The sequence below is a fragment of the Sphingomonas arenae genome, from assembly GCF_016924655.1.
GTDB lineage: Bacteria > Pseudomonadota > Alphaproteobacteria > Sphingomonadales > Sphingomonadaceae > Sphingomicrobium > Sphingomicrobium arenae.
Genome location: NZ_JAFFJU010000001.1, coordinates 21586 through 42999 on the forward strand (window position 1 = coordinate 21586; position 21414 = coordinate 42999).

Sequence of the window (21414 nt, forward strand, 5' to 3'; positions counted from 1 at the left end):
GCATATCGAAAGGTGCTTCGACACGGGGCTTGCAGCCCCTACTCAGCTTGAGCGGCTTTGTTCAAATTTCTGGCCAGACGATGCTCCCGCCAAACGATGACCAGCCCGCTAAGAATAATCACGGGCGCCCCGATCCACACCCATGGCGTCGGCCATTCCGCAAACAGCCACAGACCGAGCAGGGTGGCCCACAGCAGGCTAGTGTAATCCATCGGCATGACAAGTGCGACCGGCGCCAGGCGTAGCGCGCCCGTCAGCGTCAGCTGTGCCAGGCCGCCAGCCAGCGCCATGCCGGCGAGGACCGCCCACGTGCCGGCATCGTGCGCCTGGCCGAAGTGAACCATGAGCAGGCCGAGCGGCACCAGCGAACTGACCGCGAACCAGAAGACCGTGGTGGACGCACGCTCCGTCGCACCGAGACGGCGGATGACGATCGTTACCGACGCGGTCAGGAGGGCGGCCACGATCGCGACCGCCGCGCCCACCAGAGGCACTTCGCCCGAGCCTGGCTGTACAATGAGCAGCACGCCGACGAACCCGGCCGCAACGGCGCCCCATCTCCACTTGCCCGTCGGCTCACCCAGCACGAGCGCGGCCAGCACCGTGGAGAAGATCGGGACCGTGAAACCAATCGCCGTCGCCTCAGCCAGCGGAAGGAGGGCCACGGCCACGAAGTTTAGCCCCATGGCGGTGACGCCCAGGGCCATCCGCCCGACATGCGCCCCCACGCGCCGCGTGCGCAACGAGGGGAAGCCGGGGCCCACGGCAACCAGCCCGAGCGCGCAGAGCGCCGAGCCGATCTGTCGGTAGAACAAGCTTTCGATCACATGCACGCCCTGCTCGGCAGCAAGCTTCACACCCGCAAACATCAGGGCAAGCAGGACGGCCGTGAGCAGGCGCAGGCCGATGGCGAGCCGCGGGCGTTGCTCGGCCGGGCGGTCGGTGTCGTGGCTCCTTGCTTTCACTTCGTCATGCCGGGCTTGACCCGGCGTCCGCCTTTCCTTGCATCATCGTTGAAGAAGGCAGGCCCCGCTCAAGGCCGGGGTGACGCTTATCGCTGAGCCGGCGCAGGCGGTGGCGCGATGTAAGGCTTGAACGCACCGCCAGGCACGGCCGAGGCGACGGGGCTCTCGAAGCCGTTCGCGCTAACTGAAGAGACGCCGAACACCCAGTCATCGACGCGGATACCGCGCAGGCTTACGAAGCCGCGGCAGATTCCGTCATTGCCTCTCGTGCATCCGCCTTCACCAGACATCGCGTGCTGCCACTGGTTGCTATCGGTTCGTCGCCACCGAACCACCACGGTTTTGGCACCCTCCGCCGGAAGCCAGCTAACCATAGTATTCGTACTCACCGCTCCCTCAACCGTCGGCTCTGGCGGCGGTGGAGCGCTCGCCAGGGCGGCCAGGGCGGAGACGTTCAGCTTCACGACCTTGGTCAGGTAGGGAAAGTCCATCTTGTCTATGGTGTCGCCGTACTCGACTCCGTTCTCGGTCCGAAGATCCTGGTGCTGGTGGTTGTAATTTTCCACAGCGACCGAGAAGCGGACCGCCGGGTAGCCGGCGTTGAGGAACTCTGTGTGATCACCGCCACGTCCGAAGCGGTCATTGCGCCACACCTGCATGACGTCGAGCCCAATCGCGGGCAGCCGTTCGGCAAGAGAGTCGAGAAACCGCGACAGGTTGCGGGAGGGCGCATCGTTCTCGCCGCCAAGACTGCGCTGCTGCGCCGCCAGTTCCTCTCGCCCTTGCCAGCGCGGCCCTTCGGAAAAGACGCGCACTTGCCTGTCGTTGCACACCCCGTCCGATCCGCAGCTGTTTCCAATGATGTCGTTGTTGAGGTTGGCGACGACGTTCCAGCCCTGCGCCTTGGCATAGTCCGCCAGGATCTTCCCGCCGAGCAGCCCCTGCTCCTCCCCGCTCAGCGCTGCGTAGACGATGGTCCCGGGGAACTTGCGCTTGCTCAGCACCCGCGCCGCCTCCAGCACCGCCGCCGTGCCGGATCCATCGTCGTTCGCTCCCGGTGCGTCCTTGGTGAAATCCATGACGTCCGTCACGCGTGAGTCGATGTGCCCGGTGATGATCACCACATCGTTCAACCGCTCCGTCCCGCGCTGAATCGCCACCGCATTGCAGACCTTGGTCGGAGTAGGGACTCGCCGACCCGTCACGGTATCGCAGATCTGAAGGGTCGTGAGGCCAAGCCTTTTCATCTCCGCGTCGGCCCAGCGCACCGAGGCCCCGATACCCCGCTTGGGATCAGTCTGCGACGACAAAGTATGGCGGGTGCCGAAGCTGACCAGCTTTTCGATATCACGATGGATTCGCTGCTGGCTGACTTCGGAAACAACCTGGTTCAGCAGGACCTCCGGCTTTGGCGATTGCTGGGCCGCCGCAGTGGTCGGGAGGAGCATGGCGGAGGCAAGAAGGAGGTGACGCATGGTTACTCCGAGCTGTTTGAGAGCACCCTTCGACAAGCTCCGGGTGAGCGCAAGTAGTTACCGCGATGAAAAGCGCTTACGTTGCCCTGTCGAAACATGTTCTTGACGAGGCCCGATCAACTGGCATTCCCAGCCTTCGCTGGCTAGAGCGCTCCGCGACAGACTCAAGCGGGACCATCACCATGCGTCAGATCGACCATTTCATCGGCGGCAGCAGCTTTGCGAGCGGAGAGCGGCAGGGCGACATCTTCAATCCGAGCGAAGGACAGGTGCAGGCCACCGTCTGCCTCGGCACCTCTGCCGACCTCCAGCGCGCGGTTGACGCCGCCAAGGCCGCACAGCCCGCCTGGGCCGCCACCAATCCGCAGCGCCGGGCGAGGGTCATGTTCCGCTTCAAGGAATTGATCGAGCAGAACATGGACGACCTTGCGCGGACCCTGTCGAGCGAACACGGCAAGGTCATCGCGGACGCCAAAGGCGACATCCAGCGCGGCCTAGAGGTCATTGAATATACCTGCGGCATTCCGCAAGCGCTGAAGGGCGAGTACACACAGGGCGCCGGTCCGGGTATCGACGTCTATTCCATGCGCCAGCCGCTCGGCATCGGCGCGGGCATCACGCCGTTCAACTTCCCCGCGATGATCCCGATGTGGATGTTCGGCATGGCCATCGCCTGCGGCAACGCCTTCATCCTCAAGCCGTCCGAGCGCGATCCAACCGTTCCGGTGCGGCTGGCCGAACTGATGCAGGAAGCCGGTCTGCCCGACGGCATCCTCAACGTCGTGCATGGCGACAAGGAAATGGTCGACGCCATCCTCGACCACCGCGACATCGCCGCCATCAGCTTCGTGGGCTCGTCCGACATCGCCCAGTACATTTACTCGCGCGGCACCGCGAACGGGAAGCGCGTGCAGGCGTTCGGCGGGGCCAAGAACCACGGCATCGTCATGCCCGACGCCGACCTCGACCAGGTCGTCACCGACTTGACCGGAGCCGCCTTCGGCTCGGCCGGCGAGCGTTGCATGGCGCTGCCGGTCGTTGTGCCGGTTGGCGACGAAACCGCGGATCGACTGCGCGAGAAGCTCATCCCTGCCATCGAGGCACTCCGCGTCGGCGTGTCGACCGACCCCGACGCTCATTATGGCCCGGTGGTCACCAAGGCCCACAAGGAGCGGGTCGAGGGCTACATCCAGATGTGCGTCGACGAAGGCGGCGAGTTGGTGGTGGATGGCCGCGGCTTCACGCTGCAGGGCAATGAGGAAGGCTTCTTTATCGGCCCGACCTTCTTTGATCACGTGAAGCCGACGTTCCGCTCTTACCAGGAGGAAATCTTCGGCCCGGTGCTGCAGATGGTCCGCGCCCGCGAATTTGAGGAAGCGGTCCGCCTGCCCAGCGATCACGATTATGGAAACGGTGTCGCCATCTTCACCCGCAACGGACACGCCGCGCGCGAGTTCGTCAGCCGCGTCAATGTCGGGATGGTAGGCGTCAACGTGCCGATCCCCGTGCCGGTCAGCTACCACAGCTTCGGCGGCTGGAAGCGCTCCGGTTTCGGCGACATCGGTCAGTATGGGCAGGAGGGGCTGAGGTTCTGGACCAAGACCAAGGTCGTGACCCAGCGCTGGCCGGATGGCGGCGTGGGAGACGCAGCTAACGCCTTCATCATCCCAACGATGGGTTGATGCGGTTAGGGAGTTCGAGGTGAATAAGCAGCGAACCTCTGGCTCCTCTCCGTATGAGACACTCTACGGCTTCTCGCGTGCTGTCCGCGTCGGCGATCGCATCATCGTGTCGGGCACGGCGCCGGTCGAGGATGATGGCTCTTCCACGCCCGGCGACGCGGCCGTGCAGGCACGGCGATGCTTCGACATCATCCTGCGAGCCGTCGAGGATCTCGGCGGCTCGGCCGAGCACGTGGTGCGCACCCGCATGTTCATCACCGACCCGCGGGACGCGAATGCCATCGGCGCGGTTCACGGGGAGGTTTTTCGCGTGGTTCGTCCGGCTGCCACCATGGTAGTCGTGAACGCGCTCCTTCGCGACGAATGGCGGGTCGAGATCGAGGCAGAAGCGTTGGTGCATCATGAATAAAGCTTTCGCAGCCCTGTGCGCAGTGGGTCTCCTCGTGGTCGCTGGCTGCCGTCCAACGACCGATCGCACCGAAGCGCGTGAAGCCGGCGCCGAGGCGGCTCCCGGCGGCACTGCACGCACATCGCAGCAAGCCGGTAATCCGGTCCAGCCCGGGGCCGAACAGATCACGCCCGAGACGCTGCCGGCAGAAATCGCCGTCGGCAACACGGTCGAAACGTTACCCGGGAATGCCGTGGCGCCGCCTCCCGCGGTCGCGGACCTGGCCATTCCGCGAACGTACCAGGGTCGCTGGGGCTTGGTCGCGGCGGACTGTACCTCGACTCGCGGCGACGCCAAGGGACTGCTGGTCATCGACGGGCGAACCCTTCGCTTCTATGAATCCGTCGGCACCTTGCGTGAACGGCAGCCCTCGTCCGCGAACGGCTTCACGGGGGTATTCGATTTCACCGGCGAGGGCATGAGCTGGCAGCGGACGATCACGCTGCAAAGGAGCGGCGAACAGCTTCGCCGGACGGAATCGGCAAGTGAGCAGGGTCCGGTCGACCTCACCTACACGCGCTGTCCCGTCTCTCGCTCGAGCGCATGATCCAGCATCAGGATCAGGTCCCTGACCTCCTGCTTGCGGCTCATCTGTTCAGGGCCGACGAGCACGCGCGGCGCCTCCGCAGGTCGCTTGAGCAGGATTGCAGGCAGCGCATTGGATACATCCGGGAACTGCTCTCGAAACTCGTCCCGATGCAGGAACTCCGGTCGGTAAGGCAGCCGACGGATATAGACCTTCCACTCGGCCCGCATGGACACGGCGCCGTGGGTGATCGCGCATAAGGAGCACTCATAGGTCTCCGGCGAGACGAGCTTGTGCAAGGCGTCGAGCGCGGCTCTCATCATCCCGCTGTCGGCGTTGTAGACGAAGATCAGCCGAGCTTTATCGTCCTGAGCTGTTCCGCGTGTCGCCATTGCGCCTCCCCTATCATAGTCACTGGAAACCCGGACGCAGTCTCGCTAACGCGCGCTCATGCATCAATTCGAGCTTACCGACGACCAACTCCAGATTCAGGAGATGGCGCGGCAGTTTACCGCTGCCGAAATCACGCCCAACGCGGGCGAGTGGGACGAGAAGCACATCTTCCCCAAGGACACGATCCGCAAAGCGGCGGAGCTCGGCTTTGGCGCCATCTACGTGTCGGAGGAAAGCGGCGGCATTGGGCTCGGCCGGCTCGAGGCCGCACTGATCATGGAAGCCATGGCCTACGGCTGCCCCTCCACCAGCGCGTTCATCTCGATCCACAACATGGCGGCGTGGATGATTGACCGGTTCGGGTCGGACTCCGTCAAGCAGAAGTATCTTCCGTCTATGATCCCGATGGAGCGAATGGGCAGCTATTGCCTCACCGAACCGTCGAGCGGATCAGACGCCGCAGCTCTCAAGACCAAGGCGGTTCTGGACGGCGACCATTATGTAGTCAGCGGCTCCAAGGCGTTCATCTCCGGCGGCGGCGAGAACGACATCTATGTCACGATGGTCCGCACCGGTGCCGAGGGCCCAAAAGGCATCACCGCGCTGGTGATCGAGAAAGACATGCCCGGCGTCAGCTTTGGCGCGCAGGAGAAGAAGCTGGGCTGGCATTCGCAACCTACGGCCCAGGTCAACTTCGACGAGGTCCGCGTGCCCGTGGCAAACCGCGTCGGCGCGGAGGGCGAAGGCTTCCGCATCGCGATGATGGGCCTGGATGGCGGCCGCCTCAACATCGGCGCCTGCTCGCTCGGCGGTGCGCAGCGCTGCTTGGACGAGGCGATCGGCTACACCAAAACACGCAGCCAGTTCGGGCAGCAGCTCGCCGACTTCCAGAACACGCAATTCACTCTCGCCGATATGGAGACGGAACTGCAGGCCGCCCGCTGGCTGCTCTACGTCGCCGCTGCCAAAGTCACCGCCAACGCGCCCGACAAGACCAAGTTCGCGGCCATGGCCAAGCGCCTCGCAACGGATACTGGCTCCTCGGTGGTCGACCGCGCGCTGCAGCTGCACGGAGGCTACGGCTACCTGCAAGACTATCCGATCGAGCGTTTCTGGCGCGACCTCCGCGTCCACTCGATCCTGGAAGGCACCAACCAGATCATGCGCGTCATCACCGCTCGCGAGATGCTGAGGCAATGATCCACTTTCGCCGTCATTCCCGCAAAGGCGGGGATCCATCTCCCAACCTGATGATCTCGCAAGGCGGTTCGGAGTTGCCCCCCCACCTGCGCGGGAGTGATGTGGCTTGATGACCTCCGACGTCCTCATCACCCGCGACGGCGGGCTCGGCCGGATCCGGCTGAATCGGCCCAAGGCGATCCATGCGCTCACCCGCGAGATGTGCGAGGCAATGAGCGAAGCGCTGCTCGCCTGGCGCACGGACGAGGCCATCCAGGCCGTGGTCATCGATCATGCCGAGGGCCGCGGCTTCTGCGCCGGCGGTGATGTGGTGATGCTCGCCCGCAGCGGAGCGGCCGATGGTGCCGACGCGCGTGCCTTCTTCCATGCGGAATACCGCCTCAATCACCTACTATTCACTTACGACAAGCCGACCGTCGCCATCATGGACGGCATCACGATGGGCGGCGGGGTCGGTATCTCCCTGCCCTGCCAGGTCCGGGTCGCGACGGAAAACACTCGACTGGCCATGCCGGAGACAGGCATCGGCCTATTCCCCGACGTCGGTGGGGGCTGGTACCTCTCGCGCCTGCCCGGCCGCGTGGGCCAATTCATGGCGCTGACCGGTGCGCGCCTGGACGGGGCCGAGTGCAAGTATCTCGGCCTTGCGACCCACTATGTCGAACAGGCGAGCCTGCCCGACTTGCTGGACCGGCTCGCCAAGACGCCGGGCCGCGCCGCGGGTGCGGTCGGCGCCTTCGGAGGCACCACGCCAGAAGCCCGGATCGAGAAGAACCTTCCTGCCATCGCCAAGCTGTTCGCGTCCGACCAACTCGAGGACGTGGTCGCGGCTCTCGAAGCTGAAGAAACGGACTGGGCGCAGACGGAGCTTGCCACGCTCAAATCCAAGAGCCCCTTGTCCTGCAAGGTCTCGCTGCGCCTGCTCGCCGAAGGGGCGGCGCGCGCGTCCTTCGAGGACGAGATGCGCGCCGAATATGCGCTCGCCAGCCACGTCGTGCAGACCCACGACTTCATCGAGGGTGTTCGCGCGCTGCTGATCGACAAGGACAACGCGCCCCGCTGGATGCCGGCCGTGCCGGAAGCGGTGCTCGATGAGACGCTCGACCAGCTTTTCGCGCCCCTACCGCCCGGCGAGGAGTGGACGGCGTTTCCGGACGTTTCCCGTTGAGCATTCTTCGACAAGCTCCTTCAAAGCAACTCAGGACGGGCGTGAGCGCGCCATCTGCGCTCACGTTGAGCCTGTCGAACCGTGCGCTAGAGCTGACCTCCCTGCTGGAGACACAATGACCACCTTCAACACCATCCTCGTCGAACAGCGCGAGGCCGTCACGCTCGTGACGCTCGACCGCCCGCAGGCGCTGAACGCCCTCAACAGCGAAGTTCTACGCGAGCTCATCGCTGCCTTTGCCGCCTATGACGCGGACGTCTCTCAGCGCTGCCTGGTCCTGACCGGCTCCGAGAAGGCCTTTGCCGCGGGCGCCGACATCAAGGAGATGTCGAGCCAGAACTTCGCCGACATGTACGCCAGCGACTTCTTCGCCGGCTGGGAGAAAGTCACCGCCACCCGCAAACCCTGGATCGCGGCCGTGAGCGGCTTCGCGCTCGGCGGCGGGTGCGAGGTGGCGATGATGGCCGACTTCATCATCGCGGCGGACACGGCCAGGTTCGGACAGCCCGAGATCAAGCTTGGCGTCACTCCCGGCATGGGCGGCTCACAGCGGCTGACCCTTGCGATCGGCAAGGCGAAGGCGATGGAGATGTGCCTGACCGGCCGGATGATGGGTGCCGAGGAGGCCGAAAAGACCGGTCTGGTGGCCCGCATCGTGCCCGCCGCGAGCCTGCTCAACGAAGCGCTCAAGACCGCGGCCGATATCGCTGCAATGCCCCCGCTCGCCGCCATCGCTGTCAAGGAAATGGTGAATGGCGCCTTCGAACAGAGCCTGGCCCAAGGCATCCGCTTCGAACGCCGCCTGTTCCACGGGCTGTTCGGAACCGAGGACCAGAAGGAAGGCATGGCTGCATTCGTCGACAAGCGGCCTGGGCAGTGGAAGGGCAGATAGAACATCCGGCACCCCGGGCTTGACCCGGGGTCAGCCTTCCTTCTTTCACTTCGGCAGAAAAGGAAGATGCCGGACCAGGTCCAGCATCACGGAGGTACTATGCCACGCGTAGCGTTCATCGGACTCGGAAACATGGGCGGCGGGATGGCCGCGAACCTGGCGAAGGCTGGGAATGAGGTCCGCGCCTTCGATCTTTCAGAAACCGCCCTCACCAAGGCCGAGGAACGTGGCTGCTCTCGCGCTGAGGACGCCGCTGCTGCGGTGCAGGACGCCGACGCCGTCATCGCCATGCTCCCGGCGGGCAAGCATGTCGCTGAGGTCTTCCGCTCCTCCGTCTTCGGCAAGGCCCCAGCCAGTGCGATCCTGATCGACTGCTCGACCATCGACGTCGACACCGCTCGCAAGATCGAGGCGGAGGCCCAGCAGCAGGGCTACACCATGGTCGACGCGCCCGTCTCCGGCGGCATTGCGGCGGCGGAAGCGGGCACCCTCACCTTCATGGTCGGCGGAAACACGGACGGCTTCGAACGTGCTCGCTCCTATCTCGAGCAGATGGGCAAGGCGGTCATCCATGCCGGGGACAGCGGCGCGGGCCAGGCGGCCAAGATCGTCAACAACATGCTGCTCGGCGTCACCATGGCAGGCACATGCGAGGCGTTTGTCCTCGCCCAGAAGCTAGGGCTCGACCCGCAGGTCTTCTTCGACATTTCTTCCAAGGCATCGGGCCAGAGCTGGTCCATGACCTCCTACTGCCCCTTGCCAGGGGTCGGTCCGGAGACACCGGCAGACCGCAACTACGACGGCGGCTTCGCGGCCGCACTAATGTTGAAGGACTTGAAGCTGGCAATGGAGGCCGCCCAATCGGTCGGCGCCTACACGCCCATGGGGGGCGAGGCGGAGGAGCTCTACCAGCGCTTCGTCGAGCGTGGCGGCGCTGCCAAGGACTTTTCCGCGCTCATCAAGATGATCGACGATAGCTGGACGCCGCCGGCCTGACTTGGCAACCTAGGCGAGTCCGGATGGTTCACACCGTCCTCAATCAGGAGCCACCATGAAGAAGCTGTTGCTCGTTGCCGCCATGACCGCCCTTGCTGCCTGCAGTCAGGAAGGGGACTCCAACCAGGCGTTGGCGGACGCGAACAGCAGTGGAAACGAGGCGACCGCCGCAGTCGAGAATGCGATCAAGCAGTCGAACGCGACACCGCTCCAGAAGGAGCAGGCCCTCGCGTTGATGAAGGAGCGACACGACAATTACGAGCGGATCGGCAAGGCGATGCGCCAGGCCAAGCAGGGGCTGGACACGAACAACCTCCAGGCTGTTCGAGAGGCTGCCGCCACCATCGATGAGCTCGCTCCAAAGGCCGAAAGCTGGTTCCCGGCCGGCACGGGTCCGGATGTAGGCAAGACCGAGGCTCGCGCCGAGATCTGGCAGCAGCCGCGGGAATTTGCCGCTGGCATGGCCGAGTTCCGCCGCGCGGCGGCGCAGTTCAACCAGGTTGCAGCAGGCAGCGACGTGAACGCCATCAAGGCCGCTCACGCGAATCTCGGCAAGACTTGCAAGAGCTGCCATGACCGATTCCGCCTCGAAGACTGAGGTACAGGTTGCGGATACTGCGCTGGCGGTGCCCGTCTGGGACTGGCCGGTACGGTTGGTGCACTGGAGCCTGGTCGTCCTGATCGTTTTCAGCTGGTGGTCGGCAGAGAATGACGCCATCGCCTGGCACCTGTGGTCCGGCTACGCCGTGCTGTTTCTCCTGCTGTTCCGCATTACATGGGGGTTCCTCGGCAGTTCCACCGCGCGCTTCTCTTCCTTCGTCCGCGGTCCGGGCACGTTGCTGCACTACTTGCGCGAGCCCGGCAGCTGGCGGGCTGTTGGCCATACGCCGCTGGGTGCGCTGAGCGTCATCGCGCTCCTGTCTCTGGTGCTGGTCCAGGTCGGCCTCGGGCTCCTCCTGTCCGATGAGGACGGCATCATCTCTGCGCCGCTTAATCGGTTTGTCAGCTTCGATACGGCGGAGGCCGCCCACGACCTGCACGAGGCGCTGTTCAACGTGCTGCTCGCCCTCGTCGCGCTGCATGTCGCTGCCATCATCTTCTATCGGCTCCGCGGAAAGCGCCTGGTTGGTGCCATGATCCGGGGCACGGCCGCGCTGCCCGCAGGAACGGAGGGCATGGTACCAGCCGATGCAGGCCGGCTGGTCATCAGCGTGGCGATTGCGGGAGCCCTCACCTTATGGATCGTCGCAGGCCTGCCGCCGCTCAGCCCTTGAGTCTTCGCTGCGGCGGCGCCACATGCCGCGCATGCTGATCGAAGTCGAACCGACCCCAAACCCGTCCACCCGCAAGTTCCTGCCGGGCACCACCGTCATGGAAGCGGGCAGCCGCGACTTCCCGTCGGCGGAGACCGCCACCGCCTCCCCGCTCGCCGAAGCGCTGTTCGCCACGGGCGAGGTCGAAGGAGTTTTCTTCGGGCGTGACTTCATCAGCGTGACCGCTCAGCCGAACGTCGACTGGCGTGGCCTGGAGGTCGACGTTCTTCAAATCCTGCTCGACCATTTCTCCAGCGGAGCACCGCTGTTCCGCGCCGGCACCGCCGAGGGCATTCACATCGCCGACGCACCGGCGTTCGCGGAGGATCCCGAGGATGCTGACATCATCGACCAGATCAAGGAACTGATCGAAACCCGCGTAAGGCCGGCCGTCGCCCAAGATGGCGGCGACATCATCTATCGTGGCTACAAGGACCGCACGCTTTACCTGCAGATGCAGGGGGCCTGCTCGGGTTGCCCCTCCTCCACGATTACCCTGAAGCGCGGCATCGAAGGCCTGATCCGTCACTACGTGCCCGAGGTGGAATCGGTCGAGGCCATCTAGGCCGCCGCCACAAGTGAACGCGGGCCTTGCCCCGGCCTTCAACCTGTGCACCACTATCGACTTCGTCCGCTGGGAGAGCCGATGATCCTCGCGCTGGACACGTCCACCGCCGCCTGCACGGCCGCCCTGTTCGACGCAGGGGGCGCGCTCGTCGACTCACGCGACGAGGTGATTGGGCGCGGGCACGCGGAACGCCTTGTCCCGATGATCGAGGACCTGCTCCAGGGGCGCACGGCCGAGGTCATCCTTGTCGGTTGTGGTCCCGGCAGCTTCACGGGCCTTCGGGTCGGGATTGCCGCTGCCCAGGGGCTGGCGATCGGGTGGAGCGCCGAGTTGCACGGCATGTCGTCACTGGCCCTGCTCGCTGCCGCTGCGCCGGGCACCGGTCCGGTCGCAACCGCGGTCAACGGAGGTCATGGAGAGCTGTTCGTACAGGAGTTCAATCGTGATCCGTCAGGCGTCTCAGGGCCCTTGATGAACTTGCCTCCGCAGCGCGCTGCAACAGCCATCCAGACACACCTCGTGGTCGGGTCGGGTGCCAGGGCGCTGGTCGAAGCACGCGGCTATGGCGAGGCCATCGATCTCCTGCCCAGTGCATCCGTGGCAATGGCCGTGCCGGATCACCTCCGGTCGCTCCGCCCTCAGCCGGCCTATGCTCGCGCCCCCGATGCGCGACCCAGAGCCGCCGCATGAGGACGGTAGAGTCCTCCATATCGATCGGGCTGACGAGAGCCAGCGGCGAGGACCTCGACGACGTCATGCAGGTCATGGCGGCCGCTTTCGAGCCGTCCTTTGGCGAAGCCTGGACGCGAGCCCAATGCGCTGGGATCCTTCCGATGAGCGGGGTTGAACTCACGCTCGCGAAACACGAGGGAAAGGCCGTCGGCTTCGCGTTGACCCGCCAGGTTGCAGCTGAAGCAGAGCTGCTGCTGCTTGCCGTCCATCCGGATGGGCGCGGACGCGGCGTGGGCAGCGCCTTGTTGACGCAGTTCATCCGTCAAGGCCGGGAAGCGGGACTGCACCGTCTCCATCTTGAGGTCCGTGAAAGCAATCCCGCAGTGTCCCTTTATTCCCGTCATCTTTTCATCGTCGAAGGACGCCGCCCGAAATATTATCGGGGGGCCGACGGCCAATTTCATGATGCGTTGACCATGGCACGCTCCATTGTGTCGAATACGGCCGGCTGACCGCTGGAGCTTGCACCGGCACTGTTGCAGTTCTAGAGCGAAGTGGTGGGGGAGTTGTGTCACCAACCCCGCTACTTTTGCTCGGGACAACTTCAATGAATGACAACGAAAATTCTCAGGAAACCCTGATTACGCTGACGGCCGACATCGTTGCCGCTCACGTCAGCAACAATAGCGTAGCGGTCAACGACCTTCCCCAACTGATCCAGAATGTGCATTCCGCACTGTCTGGTCTTGGTGCTCAACCTGCTGCACCCGAAGCCAAGCCGGAGCCCAAGGTTCCGATCCGCTCGTCGGTGAAGCCGGATTATATCGTCTGCCTGGAAGACGGGAAAAAGCTGAAGATGCTGAAGCGGCATCTCATGACCCACTACAACATGACGCCGGATCAATACCGGCAGAAATGGGGTCTATCGGCCGATTACCCGATGGTTGCTCCGAACTATGCGGAGCAGCGCCGCACGCTGGCCAAGTCGATTGGCCTCGGAACAAAGCGGAAGCGCACGGGCGGCCGGGCCCGCTCGTAGAAGCATTGCAAATCCCGGGCTCGGCACGTCGGCTCTCCCGATCGGGAAGATGGCTGACAGCTCCGAGCCCGGAAGCGCCTCCGCGCCGCATCTTCCTCTTTGACCTCGGCTGAACAGCGCCCTACCTTCGTGCCCATGCATCGCACCATCGACATCGAAGCCCTCTGCGCCGAGAAAGGGCTGCGGATCACCGAGCAGCGCAAGACCATTGCGCGCATCATCTCGGAAGCCGAAGATCATCCCGATGTCGAGACACTGCATGAGCGGGCCTCGGCCGTGGACCCCAAGATCTCCATTGCAACGGTTTATCGGACGGTTCGCCTGTTCGAGGAAGCCGGCATCCTCGAGCGGCACGAGTTCGGGGACGGCCGATCCCGCTACGAAGCGGTGACGGACGATCATCATGATCATCTTATCGACGTCGAAACCGGACAGGTCATCGAATTCCATGACGAAGAGCTCGAGAACCTGAAGAAGAAGGTCGCCGAGCGCCTCGGCTTCCGCCTGGTCGACCATCGCATGGAGCTTTACGGCGTCGCTCTCGACCGCAGCCGCTAGGCCACATTCTCCCCTGCTCGCTTTCTTCCGGCTGCAGGCCATCGTGCTGTGGCTTGCCTTGTGCGTTCCTCTTCACCTCGTGAGCCGCCTTGGCGGCTCGTCTCACTGGCCACGCCGGTTCCTCGCAGGAGTTGCCTGGCTTTCCGGTATCCGGGTGCGCCAATCGGGAGAGCCGATCGCCCCGCACACCTTGATCGTTGCCAACCATGTCAGCTGGCTGGACATCCCGATCCTTGCCGCCGCCAGCGGCTGTGCCTTCGTCGCCAAGGACGATTTGCGCGGCCATCCCGTAATGCACTGGCTCTGCGAGCAGAACCGCACGGTCTTCGTGAACCGGGACCACAAGCGCGGGATCGCGGAGCAGACTGCCGCCATGTTGCGCGCTCTCGAGGGCCCGATGCCATTGGCCCTCTTTCCCGAGGGCACCGTCAGCGACGGCAGGCAGTTACTGACCTTCCGCCCGCCCCTGCTCTCGGCCTTCGCCCCGCCTCCCCCCCACGTTGCGATCCGGCCTGTTGCAATCGATTACGGCCCGGCGGCGCGCGAGTTCGGGTGGCCGCCCGGCGAGAGTGGCAAGGCCAACTTCCTCCGGCTGCTCGGTCGACGCGGCACCGCAACCGTCACGCTCCACCTGTTGCCGACCGTCCCGCAACTCACGGATCGCAAGCAACTTGCCCGCTTGACCCATGATGCCATTGCGGACGCGCTCGCGCCTAGCGGCGTCGCCCCGGCTGCCGTATAGGGCCGTGCCAATGACCTCCCCCCAGACTTTCCGAATCAAGTCGTTCGGCTGCCAGATGAATGTCTATGACGGCGAGCGCATGGCCGAGCTGCTTGCCGCGCAGGGCATGCGCGCCGTGGGCGACAAGGACGACGCCGACCTCGTAGTGCTCAATACCTGTCATATCCGTGAGAAAGCCGTCGAGAAGGCCTACTCCGACGTCGGTCGCCTCCGCCGGGATGACGGGAGCAAGCCGCTGGTCGCGCTCGCCGGGTGCGTCGCTCAGGCCGAGGGCGAGGAAGCCCGCTCCCGTTCGAAGATGATCGACATGGTCGTGGGCCCGCAGGCCTACCATCGGCTCCCGCAGATGATCCGGCAGGCCGCGGCAGGGCGACCCGCCGTGGACACGGACATGCCGGCGATCAGCAAGTTCGATGCCCTGCCGCGGCGCCGCCGTACCGGCGTTTCGGCCTTCCTGTCCGTCCAGGAAGGCTGCGACAAATTCTGTACCTATTGCGTGGTCCCCTACACCCGCGGCGCTGAGATCAGCCGGCCTGCCAGGGACATCCTGGCCGAGGCGCAGCAGCTTGTGGAGGGCGGCGCGCGAGAGATCACGCTGCTCGGCCAGAACGTCAACGGCTGGACCGATGCCAGCTTCGGTGGCCTCGCCACCCTCATCCGCAGCCTTGCCCGCATCGATGGGGTGGAGCGCATCCGCTACACGACCAGCCACCCCATCAACATGGACGAGGACCTGATCACCGCACATGCGGAGGTCGAGGAACTCATGCCCTACCTGCACCTGCCCGTGCAATCCGGGTCCGACGCCATCCTCAAGTCCATGAACCGCCACCATACGGTGGAGAGTTATCTTCGCACAATCGAACGCGTCCGCGCCGTTCGCCCGGATATTGCCATCTCCGGCGATTTCATCGTGGGCTTTCCCGGCGAAACCGACGCGGACTTCGAGGCCACGCTGCAAATCGTCGACCATGTGCGTTACGCGTCGGCCTTCAGCTTCAAATATTCGCCGCGGCCGGGAACGCCCGCGGCAACGATGGAGAACCAAATTCCCGCACCTGTCATGGATGAGCGCCTGCAGCGGCTCCAGGCCCGCATTGCCGAGCACAGCAGTGCCTTCAATTGCGCAACCGTTGGCAAGACCATTCGCATCCTCATCGATCGGGTCGGCCGCAAGTCCGGCCAGATGATCGGCAAGTCACCATGGCTGCAGTCGGTGGTGGTCGAAACGGACGCCCCAATCGGCAGCCTGCTGGATGTGGCGATCACGGGCTCCGGGCCGAACAGCCTGTTTGGCGACCTGCTCGTCCGGGCGGAGGCCGCCTGATGCCGAAGCGCGACCTCGCCGCCCTACCCGACCGCGCCCGCCTGGAGATCGAGTTCGAGCAGCCATACCTGCTTGGACCGCTGTTCGGCGAATATGACCGTCACCTAGTGGCGATCGAGGACCGGCTCGGTGTCAACATCGCCGCGCGCGGAAATCGCGTCCAGATCGAGGGCGAGCCGGACAGTGCAGCCCGCGCCCGCGACGTGCTGGTCGGCCTCTACAATCGCTTGGACCAGGGCCACGACGTGGACATGGCCGCCGTCGAGAGCGTCATCGGCATGGCCGCGCAGCGCCGCTTCGACGACATCATCACGGACGAGGTCTCCGCCCCGCCGAGGGTCATGATCCGCACGCGCAAGAAGACCATCGTTCCGCGCTCCACGGTGCAGACGACCTACATGGAAGCGCTGGCGTCCGAGGACATGATCTTCGCGCTCGGCCCGGCCGGCACCGGCAAGACCTATCTCGCGGTCGCTCAAGCTGTCGCCATGCTGATCGGCGGCCAGGTCGATCGCCTGATCCTCTCGCGGCCGGCGGTCGAGGCTGGCGAGCGGCTCGGCTTCCTCCCCGGCGACATGAAGGAGAAGGTCGACCCTTACCTTCGCCCTCTCTATGATGCGCTCTACGACATGCTCCCCACCGAACAGGTCGAGCGGCGCATCGCCAGCGGTGAGATCGAGATCGCGCCCATCGCGTTCATGCGTGGACGCACCTTGAACGACGCCTTCATTATCCTGGACGAGGCGCAGAACACCACGCCGCAGCAGATGAAGATGTTCCTCACCCGCTTCGGCATGCGCGCGCGCATGGTCATCTGCGGTGATCCCAACCAGACCGATCTCCCGCGCGGTGTCGAGAGCGGTCTCGCCGATGCCGTCGGCAAGCTTGAGGGCATTCCCCGTATCGCGACGGTCCGATTCGGCGCAGCCGACGTTGTTCGCCATCCCCTGGTTGGCAAGATCGTCGAGGCTTACGAGGGTCCCGGCTCATGATGCTGGAGATTGCCCTCGAGGCCGACGAGGATTGGGATAGTAGCACCAACTGGGAGGCGCTTGCCGAAGCCGCCGCCCAGGCCGCAATCGCCGAAAGCTGCTTCCCCGAACTGATCGACACGGCGCGCATGGTCGAATTGTCCGTTCGCCTTACCAGCGATGCGGAGGTGCGGGCGCTTAACTCTCAATGGCGGGGCAAGGACAAGCCGACGAATGTTCTCTCCTTCCCGCTCGCCGAAAGCGAGGAGTTGGAGGAGGCGGATGCGGAAGGCCCCGAGCTGATGCTCGGCGACATCGTCCTCGCGCGCGGCGTTTGCGCCCGCGAGGCCGAGGAGAAAGCCCTCCCGCTCGAGCATCATGCCGCGCACCTGATGGTTCACGGCACCCTCCACCTGCTCGGCTACGACCACCACGACGACGATGCAGCGACCGACATGGAAGCGCGCGAAACCCGTGCGCTCGCCCGGATCGGCATCGCCAATCCTTACGAGGATGCCGCCTGATGGCGACCCAACCCGAAAACGGCTCCCGATTGTGGCGGGGCATGCGGCACCTGCTATTCGGAGACGACGGCGAGCAGACGCTTCGCGACCAGATCGAGGAAGCCATCGACGAAGCGGAGGGTAGCGCCGTTGCGCAGGGCGACCTCACCACCCACGAGCGGCAGATGCTCCGCAACCTGCTGCACTTCGGTGACCAGACCGCCGGCGACATCTGCGTTCCCCGGGGCGAGATCATCTCTGTCGCGCACACGATCACCTTCGATGGCCTGGTCCACGCCTTTGCCGATGCAGGCCACAGCCGGCTCCCAGTGACCGGCGAGAGCCTCGACGAGGTGATCGGCATGGTCCACATCAAGGACGTCTTCATGGCCCTGACGGACGAGAGCCGGAGCCGGACCATCGACGACCTGCTGCGGACCCCCTTGTTCGTGCCGGAGTCCATGGGCGTTCTCGACCTGCTCGCCCGCATGCGCGCGGCCCGCGTTCACCTGGCTATCGTCGTCGATGAGTTCGGCGGCACCGAAGGCCTGGTCACGATCGAGGATGTCGTCGAGGAGATCGTCGGCGAGATCGAGGACGAGCATGATGAAGAAGAGGAGCAGATGCTCGTGCCTCTGGAGGATGGCATCTGGGAGGCCGATGCCCGGGTGGAGCTGGAGGACGTCGCCAAGACCGTCGACGGCAGCCTGATCGCCGAAGACGACGATGTGGACACGCTTGGCGGGCTAGCTTTCGTGCTGGCTGGACGCATCCTACAGCCTGGAGAATCGATTGCCCATCCCAGTGGTTGGCGTCTGGAATGCGTGGACGCCGACGCCCGGCGCATGACGCGGCTGCGCCTTCATGCGCCGGACGGCTCGGAGCCTGTCGAGTGAGCGGGATGAAACGACTGTCCTACACGGCCCCCTTAGGCGCATAGGAACACGGTGCAGCGCAGCGACCTTAGCCATCCTGAGCCCTTGACGCGCGCTGCCAACGGGCCTGCGCCAGAGGGGACGCACGCGCACGAGCGTGAACATTGGGAACATTCGCGCGGGTCTCGCGGCCGCCTGAATGCCGCTCTCGCGCTTCTGCTCGGCCTGATCTCGGCGTTCGCCTTCCAGCCCGTAGGCATGTGGCCGCTGATGCCGCTCGCCTTCGCTGCGCTCGCGGAACTGATCGGCCGCACCCGCTCCCTGAAGGCTGCCCTGTTCGTCGGCTGGAGTTTCGGCGTCGGCCAATTCGTGCTTGGTCTTAACTGGATTGCGACAGCCTTCACCTACCAGGCTGCCATGCCCGCCTGGCTGGGCTGGATCGCCGTGGTGCTGCTGAGCCTGTACCTTGCCATATATCCGGCCATGGCGACGGGGTTGGCCTGGCGTTTCGGCCAGCGCAGTCGCATGGCTCTCGTGCTTTCGCTGGCGGGCGGCTGGGCCGTAACCGAATATCTGCGGGCCTTGGTTTTCACGGGATTTGCCTGGAACCCGGTGGGCGTGGTTCTGGTCGAAACGGCTTGGCTGAATAGCGCCCGCTTCGCTGGAACCTACGCCTTGTCGGCTCTTGTGGTGCTTCTCGGTGGCGGCCTCTTCCTGCTCGCCCACCGGCGCTGGAGGCGCGGTGCCGCCCTGCTGATCCCTGCCCTGCTGCTGCTCATCCTTCCGCCGGCCGAGGAGTCGGGGTACCTCACGAACTTCGGGCCGCCGAACGGGCGGGCTGAGGGTGCCGCAATCCGCATCATTCAACCGAACATTGGACAGCAGGACAAGTATCGGCCCGGAGCGAGCGAGGAAGCGGCGCGGCGCCTTGCCGGACTATCCTCCCGCGCAGGCGGCGAGCGCCCACGCCTGATTTTCTGGCCCGAGGCGGCAATTACCGAACCATTGGAAGACGCCCGCACTGGCGAGCACCAGGCGTTCGCGCGATTCGAGCGCACCCGGGCCGCCAGCGTCATCGGTCCGGGCGAATATCTGCTGACAGGGGGCATCGCGGTCCATTCGCCGGACGGCCGCCGGGTCACCGGTGCGGCGAACAGCGTGTTCGCCCTGGACGGTGCGGGGACCGTGCGTGGCCGATACGACAAGTCCCACCTCGTTCCGTACGGCGAGTACCTGCCGATGCGCCCGCTCCTGTCGGCCATCGGCCTGTCGCGCTTGGTGCCCGGCGACGTCGACTTCAACCCCGGCCCCGGCCCGCGGAGCTTCGATCTGCCCGGCTGGGGCAAGGTTGGCTTGCAGGTCTGCTACGAGATCATCTTCTCTGGCCAGGTTGTCGACCCGCGCGAGCGGCCCCGATTCATCTTCAACCCGTCGAACGACGCGTGGTTTGGCGCCTGGGGCCCACCGCAACATCTGGCCCAGGCGCGCCTCCGCGCGGCCGAGGAAGGGCTGCCGGTCGTCCGTTCGACGCCGACGGGGATCAGCGCTCTCATCGACGCCCGCGGCAAGCTGCTGGCGTCCCTTCCGCTGGGCACCGCCGGGGTGATCGACGCGCGCCTGCCGCCCTCGGCCGAGGCAACTCCGTTCGCGCGCCTCGGCAACTGGCTGCCGATGCTGCTGGCGTTCGGCCTCCTCATCACGGCCATTGTTCTGGACGCTCGGCGGCGCTACAGGGCCGAGATATAAAGATTTCCTTATATCCTTATGTCCGATTGTTGGACACAAAATCAGGAACTTAGCGTGCGCAGCTCTTACCTCTTCACCTCCGAGTCAGTTTCCGAAGGCCACCCGGACAAGGTCGCGGACCAGATCAGCGATGCGATCGTCGATCTCTTCCTGTCCAAGGACCCGGAAGCACGTGTCGCCTGCGAGACCCTCGTGACGACCCAGCGCATCGTTATCGGTGGTGAAATCCGGTGCAAGGGAACCTACGACGAAGCACAGTTTCCCGACACGCACGGCTGGGCACCGGGCACGCGCGACGAGATCGAGCAGGCTGTCCGCCACGTCGTTCAGCGCATCGGCTATGAGCAGGAGGGCTTCCACTGGCAAACCGCCAGCTTTGAGAACCATCTGCACGGCCAGTCCGCCCACATCGCGCAGGGCGTGGACGCAAGCGGCAACAAGGATGAAGGCGCCGGGGATCAAGGCATCATGTTCGGCTACGCGACGGACGAAACGCCCGACTACCTTCCCGCGACCCTCTACTACAGCCACAAGATCCTGGAGCGGCTTTCGGCCGACCGACATTCCGGCAAGGCTCCGTTTCTGGAGCCTGACGCCAAGAGCCAAGTCACGCTGCGCTACGAAAATGGCGTTCCGGTCGCTGCGACGGCCATCGTGGTTTCGACCCAGCATGCCAAGGGCTACGACCAGGGCGACAAGGAAGCTGAACTCAAGTCCTACGTGAAATCCGTGGTGGCGGACGTGCTTCCGGCCAACCTGCTTTCCGATGCCACGGTCTACCACATCAACCCGACCGGCGCGTTCGAGATTGGCGGGCCCGACGGTGACGCGGGCCTGACCGGGCGGAAGATCATCGTCGACACTTACGGCGGGGCAGCCCCGCACGGCGGCGGTGCCTTCAGTGGCAAGGACCCGACCAAGGTCGATCGCTCGGCTGCCTACGCCGCGCGCTACCTCGCCAAGAACATCGTCGCGGCCGGTCTTGCCAAGCGCTGCACCATTCAGCTGAGCTATGCCATCGGCGTTCCCCAGCCGCTCTCGCTCTATGTCGACACCCATGGCACGGGCACGGTTGCAGATGACCAGCTGGAAGCAGCGATCGGCAAGATCGGGAAGCTGGGTGGGCTGACCCCGCGCGGCATCCGGACGCATCTTGGGCTTAACAAGCCGATCTACGGCCCGACTGCGGCTTATGGTCACTTCGGCCGCAAGGCGGAGGGTGACCTCTTCCCCTGGGAGAAGACGGACCTCGTCTCAGAGCTGAAGGACGCTTTGGCCGCCTGATTATGCTAAGGCACCTTCGATCTCTGATCGGAGGTGCCAATGCTCTCCTCGGCGGCTGGCCTGACATCAGC

The 21414-nt window shown here is 65.0% G+C and carries 24 protein-coding genes; 21 read left to right on the forward strand and 3 right to left on the reverse strand.

The annotated features are described in order from the left end of the window. Nucleotides 1–38: 38 nt before the first annotated feature. Nucleotides 39–965: a DMT family transporter gene (locus JT720_RS00105; RefSeq protein WP_336511908.1), complete on the reverse strand. Its 927-nt coding sequence runs from the start codon at nucleotides 963–965 to the stop codon at nucleotides 39–41. Between the two features lie 86 nt (nucleotides 966–1051). Next, nucleotides 1052–2440 (reverse strand): M28 family peptidase, encoded by a 1389-nt coding sequence (locus JT720_RS00110; protein WP_205478346.1) that lies wholly within the window; start codon nucleotides 2438–2440, stop codon nucleotides 1052–1054. Nucleotides 2441–2622: 182 nt separating this feature from the next. Between JT720_RS00110 and JT720_RS00115 the strand changes: the two genes are divergently transcribed. Genes JT720_RS00115 through JT720_RS00125 form a run of 3 tightly spaced genes read left to right on the forward strand, consistent with a single transcriptional unit; the run spans nucleotide 2623 to nucleotide 5117 of the window. Further along, nucleotides 2623–4122, forward strand: coding sequence for a CoA-acylating methylmalonate-semialdehyde dehydrogenase (locus JT720_RS00115; RefSeq protein ID WP_205478348.1), 1500 nt, complete (start codon nucleotides 2623–2625; stop codon nucleotides 4120–4122). Nucleotides 4123–4141: 19 nt separating this feature from the next. After that, on the forward strand, nucleotides 4142–4531 hold the full coding sequence (locus tag JT720_RS00120; RefSeq protein WP_336511909.1) for a RidA family protein: 390 nt from the start codon (nucleotides 4142–4144) through the stop codon (nucleotides 4529–4531). Next, nucleotides 4524–5117 (forward strand): hypothetical protein, encoded by a 594-nt coding sequence (locus tag JT720_RS00125; RefSeq protein WP_205478352.1) that lies wholly within the window; start codon nucleotides 4524–4526, stop codon nucleotides 5115–5117. The genes JT720_RS00120 and JT720_RS00125 overlap by 8 nt, the downstream gene beginning before the upstream one ends. Here JT720_RS00125 and JT720_RS00130 read toward each other — a convergent pair. Beyond that, nucleotides 5081–5488: a hypothetical protein gene (locus JT720_RS00130; protein WP_205478354.1), complete on the reverse strand. Its 408-nt coding sequence runs from the start codon at nucleotides 5486–5488 to the stop codon at nucleotides 5081–5083. The genes JT720_RS00125 and JT720_RS00130 overlap by 37 nt on opposite strands. A gap of 58 nt (nucleotides 5489–5546) precedes the next feature. Here JT720_RS00130 and JT720_RS00135 point away from each other — a divergent pair, with 58 nt between their 5' ends. The 18 genes from JT720_RS00135 to metK all read left to right on the forward strand — a co-directional run bounded on the left by JT720_RS00135 (nucleotide 5547) and on the right by metK (nucleotide 21343). Next, complete coding sequence (locus JT720_RS00135; RefSeq protein ID WP_205478356.1) at nucleotides 5547–6689, forward strand: acyl-CoA dehydrogenase family protein; 1143 nt, start codon at nucleotides 5547–5549, stop codon at nucleotides 6687–6689. Between the two features lie 109 nt (nucleotides 6690–6798). Further along, complete coding sequence (locus tag JT720_RS00140) at nucleotides 6799–7857, forward strand: enoyl-CoA hydratase/isomerase family protein (RefSeq protein WP_205478358.1); 1059 nt, start codon at nucleotides 6799–6801, stop codon at nucleotides 7855–7857. A 115-nt stretch (nucleotides 7858–7972) separates the two neighbouring features. Next, a complete protein-coding gene (locus JT720_RS00145) occupies nucleotides 7973–8749 on the forward strand; it encodes an enoyl-CoA hydratase (protein ID WP_205478360.1) in 777 nt (258 codons plus the stop codon). A gap of 66 nt (nucleotides 8750–8815) precedes the next feature. Next, complete coding sequence (gene mmsB, locus JT720_RS00150; protein ID WP_205478362.1) at nucleotides 8816–9745, forward strand: 3-hydroxyisobutyrate dehydrogenase; 930 nt, start codon at nucleotides 8816–8818, stop codon at nucleotides 9743–9745. A 55-nt stretch (nucleotides 9746–9800) separates the two neighbouring features. Beyond that, nucleotides 9801–10343 carry a c-type cytochrome gene (locus JT720_RS00155; RefSeq protein ID WP_205478364.1) on the forward strand — a complete coding sequence of 181 codons (543 nt, stop codon included), beginning with the start codon at nucleotides 9801–9803 and terminating at the stop codon, nucleotides 10341–10343. Continuing rightward, entirely contained in the window at nucleotides 10318–11019 is a 702-nt protein-coding gene (locus JT720_RS00160; RefSeq protein ID WP_205478366.1) for a cytochrome b/b6 domain-containing protein, read from the forward strand. Before JT720_RS00155 ends, JT720_RS00160 begins: the two co-directional genes overlap by 26 nt. Nucleotides 11020–11050: 31 nt before the next feature. Then, nucleotides 11051–11623, forward strand: a complete 573-nt coding sequence (locus tag JT720_RS00165; protein WP_205478368.1) for a NifU family protein — start codon at nucleotides 11051–11053, stop codon at nucleotides 11621–11623. Nucleotides 11624–11704: 81 nt separating this feature from the next. Continuing rightward, nucleotides 11705–12316, forward strand: coding sequence for a tRNA (adenosine(37)-N6)-threonylcarbamoyltransferase complex dimerization subunit type 1 TsaB (gene tsaB / locus JT720_RS00170; RefSeq protein WP_205478375.1), 612 nt, complete (start codon nucleotides 11705–11707; stop codon nucleotides 12314–12316). After that, nucleotides 12313–12810 carry a ribosomal protein S18-alanine N-acetyltransferase gene (gene rimI / locus JT720_RS00175; RefSeq protein ID WP_205478378.1) on the forward strand — a complete coding sequence of 166 codons (498 nt, stop codon included), beginning with the start codon at nucleotides 12313–12315 and terminating at the stop codon, nucleotides 12808–12810. The genes tsaB and rimI overlap by 4 nt, the downstream gene beginning before the upstream one ends. Before the next feature lie 95 nt (nucleotides 12811–12905). Further along, nucleotides 12906–13337, forward strand: coding sequence for a Ros/MucR family transcriptional regulator (locus JT720_RS00180; RefSeq protein WP_205478379.1), 432 nt, complete (start codon nucleotides 12906–12908; stop codon nucleotides 13335–13337). Between the two features lie 135 nt (nucleotides 13338–13472). Further along, entirely contained in the window at nucleotides 13473–13895 is a 423-nt protein-coding gene (locus JT720_RS00185; protein ID WP_205478380.1) for a Fur family transcriptional regulator, read from the forward strand. A gap of 79 nt (nucleotides 13896–13974) precedes the next feature. Next, nucleotides 13975–14637, forward strand: coding sequence for a 1-acyl-sn-glycerol-3-phosphate acyltransferase (locus JT720_RS00190; RefSeq protein WP_205478381.1), 663 nt, complete (start codon nucleotides 13975–13977; stop codon nucleotides 14635–14637). A 10-nt stretch (nucleotides 14638–14647) separates the two neighbouring features. After that, nucleotides 14648–15964, forward strand: a complete 1317-nt coding sequence (miaB, locus tag JT720_RS00195) for a tRNA (N6-isopentenyl adenosine(37)-C2)-methylthiotransferase MiaB (protein ID WP_205478382.1) — start codon at nucleotides 14648–14650, stop codon at nucleotides 15962–15964. Beyond that, on the forward strand, nucleotides 15964–16956 hold the full coding sequence (locus JT720_RS00200; RefSeq protein WP_205478383.1) for a PhoH family protein: 993 nt from the start codon (nucleotides 15964–15966) through the stop codon (nucleotides 16954–16956). Before miaB ends, JT720_RS00200 begins: the two co-directional genes overlap by 1 nt. Then, nucleotides 16956–17459, forward strand: coding sequence for an rRNA maturation RNase YbeY (gene ybeY / locus JT720_RS00205; RefSeq protein ID WP_205480080.1), 504 nt, complete (start codon nucleotides 16956–16958; stop codon nucleotides 17457–17459). Before JT720_RS00200 ends, ybeY begins: the two co-directional genes overlap by 1 nt. Then, nucleotides 17459–18334, forward strand: a complete 876-nt coding sequence (locus JT720_RS00210; protein WP_205478385.1) for a hemolysin family protein — start codon at nucleotides 17459–17461, stop codon at nucleotides 18332–18334. Before ybeY ends, JT720_RS00210 begins: the two co-directional genes overlap by 1 nt. 174 nt (nucleotides 18335–18508) lie before the next feature. Beyond that, nucleotides 18509–20059, forward strand: coding sequence for an apolipoprotein N-acyltransferase (gene lnt, locus JT720_RS00215; RefSeq protein WP_419555385.1), 1551 nt, complete (start codon nucleotides 18509–18511; stop codon nucleotides 20057–20059). Nucleotides 20060–20113: 54 nt separating this feature from the next. Further along, nucleotides 20114–21343, forward strand: coding sequence for a methionine adenosyltransferase (gene metK, locus JT720_RS00220; protein WP_336511910.1), 1230 nt, complete (start codon nucleotides 20114–20116; stop codon nucleotides 21341–21343). Nucleotides 21344–21414 lie beyond the last annotated feature (71 nt).